General features: G+C 59.8%; 3 protein-coding genes. 1 reads left to right on the top strand and 2 read right to left on the bottom strand.

The window, feature by feature from the left end; translation table 11 throughout:
• Positions 1 to 157: 157 nt before the first annotated feature.
• Positions 158 to 664, bottom strand: a complete 507-nt coding sequence (locus EOC06_RS35190) for a ferritin-like domain-containing protein (protein WP_128309970.1) — start codon at positions 662 to 664, stop codon at positions 158 to 160.
• Positions 665 to 891: 227 nt separating this feature from the next.
• Between EOC06_RS35190 and EOC06_RS35185 the strand changes: the two genes are divergently transcribed.
• Positions 892 to 2,601, top strand: a complete 1,710-nt coding sequence (locus tag EOC06_RS35185; protein WP_128309969.1) for an HAD family hydrolase — start codon at positions 892 to 894, stop codon at positions 2,599 to 2,601.
• Between the two features lie 129 nt (positions 2,602 to 2,730).
• Here EOC06_RS35185 and EOC06_RS35180 read toward each other — a convergent pair.
• Positions 2,731 to 3,039, bottom strand: a 309-nt coding sequence (locus tag EOC06_RS35180; RefSeq protein WP_164898929.1) for a molybdopterin cofactor-binding domain-containing protein, incomplete at its 5' end; no start/stop codon positions are given.

Raw genomic sequence — 3,039 nt, 5'->3', positions numbered from 1 at the left:
CACGGAAACTGCAGGATCTGCTGGGCATGTGCCGCAGGACGACGGTGAGGCGCTGCGCAAGCAATCAGCGGCCTTGGGCGTCGACCCGTCTCGCTGACGGAATGGAACCTACCGGCAATTCGGCCGGCCGAGTTACCAGCCGGCCGGATTGCAGCCTTTATTCGGCTGCCTGCAGGTTGATCTTGCTTTCCGCCATTTCGGTGAGCTTGCGATCGGTCGCCTGTTCTTCCTTGAGATTCTTGGCTAGCACATTGGCGCAGTCGGTGCGGCCGAGTTGCTTGGCCCAGGCGATGAGCGTGCCGTAGCGGGTCATCTCATAGTGTTCGACGGCCTGCGCCGAAGCAATCAGCGCCGCGTCGAGAACCTCCTTGTCATCGACATCACCGCTCACATCGTCGGCCTCCTCGAGAATGCCGTCGATTGCCGGACAGTTGACCTCCTTGGTCTTGACGCCATGCAACTCAAACACCTGTTCGACGCGCTCGATATGGCCCCTCGTCTGGTCGAGGTGTTTTTCAAATCCGGCTTTCAATTGCGGGTCGGTTGCCTTGTCGATCATCTTCGGCAGCGCCTTCTCGATCTGCTTTTCGGCGTAATAGATGTCGCGCAGCGTGTGCACGAAGAGATCGTCGAGTGTCTTGATGTCCTTCGAAAAGAAGCCCATGGCCTTACCTTTCATTGCACCTGGTGTGGATTTCGGCGACGGGGTTTGCCGCCAGCAAGACCGGGACGGTTCCCGGCTTGTCTGGTCAACGTACCGGCGCCGAAGGAGTTCCTGATTTCCGAGGGCGAACCGTCCCCTTCTCCAGACCTGTGATCCGGTCGGTGGGGAGCCTTTGTCTCGATCACACGTTCTAGCCGCAGGGCAACCGGAACGAGAAGGTCGGCGGAATGTATTTCATGGCATTGGCGACAGACTATGACGGTACGCTGGCTCATGATGGGATCGTCGCCAGGAAGACGCTCGCTGCACTTGAGCTGTTCAAGAAAAGCGGCCGCAAGCTGGTTCTCGTCACCGGGCGTGAACTGCCCGATCTCAAGCGCGTCTTTCCCGAGCTTAGCCTCTTCGACAAGGTCGTCGCTGAGAATGGCGCGATGATCTACACGCCGGCAAGCGAGGAAGAACGGGTGATTGCCCCATCGCCCGAGCCCAAATTCGTCGCCAGATTGAAGAGACAGGGCGTCAAGCCGCTTTCGGTCGGGCAATCGATCGTCGCAACCTGGGAACCCCATCAGGCGACCGTGCTCGATATCATCAAGAAGATGGGTCTCGAACTGGAAATCATCTTCAACAAGGGCGCGGTGATGATCCTGCCGAGCGGCATCAACAAAGCCACCGGGCTCGCTGCGGCCCTTCAGGACCTTCGGCTTTCGCCGCACAACGTCGTCGGCGTCGGCGATGCCGAGAACGACCACGCGTTCCTGCAGGCCTGTGGCTGCAGCGCCGCCGTCGACAATGCAATTCCGGCGGTCAAGGATACAGCCGACCTGGTCATGCGTGGCGCCCGCGGTAAGGGCGTGGAGCAATTAATCGCAAAGCTGATAAAGCGTGATCACGCGATAGTGCCGAAGCGCCATGACGGCATCGTTCTTGGATCGTCTGGCGGCGATGATGTCTACCTGTCGCCGAGCGACACGATCCTCATTGCCGGGAGTTCCGGCATCGGTAAATCCACCTTGGCCACCGCGCTGACGGAACGCTTCGTCGAAAGTGGTTTTCAGTTCTGCGTCTTCGATCCCGAAGGCGACTATGACGGCCTCGAAGGCGCCGTTCGCCTGGGAGACGGCTCAAGCGCGCCGACAAAGGCGCAGGTGCTGGATCTGATCGCCAAGGCCGACAGCAACATTGTCGTCAATGGATTGGCCCTGCGCGTCGACGAGAGGCCGGATTTCTTTGCCGACCTGCTGCCTGGCCTGAGCAGTTTCCGCCGGCGCACCGCGAGACCGCACTGGCTCGTCATCGATGAAGCGCACCATCTTCTGCCCAAGCGGCGCGACGATACGCGGGCGGTCCTGTCATTGGAATTGCCGGGCACAATCCTGATCACCGTTCACCCCGAGGCGATCTCGACAGACGCCTTGCGCCTTGTCACAGCCATCATTGCGCTTGGCCCCAAGGCGAAGGACGTGGTGAAGGTCTTCTGCAAGGAAACTGGCATTGAGCCGCCAAAGGACATTCCAACGCCCAAAGGCGCGCGCGTGCTGTTCTGGCGGCCGCAGTCGGGCAAGAAAGTCAAGACGGTCAAGGTGGTCGAACCACGTCAGTCACTCAAGCGGCACAGCCGGAAATATGCCGAAGGCCAGCTCGACGAAGCCGGCAGCTTCTATTTCCATGGCCCTGACAATGCGATGAACCTCAGGGCTCACAATCTGATGATCTTCGCTCAGATCGCCGAGGGGATAGACGACAAGACCTGGGAGTTTCATTTGCGCACCGGCGACTATTCCAAATGGTTCCGACATCAGATCAGGGACAAGGATCTGGCGCGCGAAACCGCCGAGGCGGAAGAGGACAAGACCCTGTCGGCGCAGGATAGCCGCAAGCGGGTGCTTGACGCTGTACGCCGCCGTTACACGGCTCCGGCCACAGCCCCGGAGTGACACTCGAGAGCCAAGGCAACTAAGCTATCGCTGCACGCGAAAACTTTTTCAGTCAGGCAACGCCGCCACCGCGACAATTTCAACGACGATGTCGGCTTGTGAAGCCCCTCCTCTCAGAGCTCTCGATTGTCAGCCTATCAAATCATCTATTCTGATCGGCAGATCGCGAATGCGCTTGCCGGTGGCATGATAGACGGCACTCGCCACGGCAGCAGCCGTTCCGACATTGCCGAGTTCGCCCAAGCCCTTGACGCCGGCAGGATTGACCTGGTGGTCGATTTCGGGGACCAGGATAACGTCGACCTGTTTGATGTCGGCGTTGACCGGCACCAGATAGTCCTGCAGGTCGCGATTGACGTAGCGCGCGTGTCGCTGATCGATTTCCGTGGCCTCGTGCAACGCTTGGCCGATGCCCCAGATCATGCCACCCATCAACTG

Origin of the sequence: Mesorhizobium sp. M7A.F.Ca.MR.362.00.0.0, assembly GCF_004023175.1 — a bacterium.
GTDB lineage: Bacteria > Pseudomonadota > Alphaproteobacteria > Rhizobiales > Rhizobiaceae > Mesorhizobium.
The sequence above is the reverse complement of the archived record's forward strand: the minus strand, read 5'-3'. Positions and strand labels throughout refer to the sequence as shown.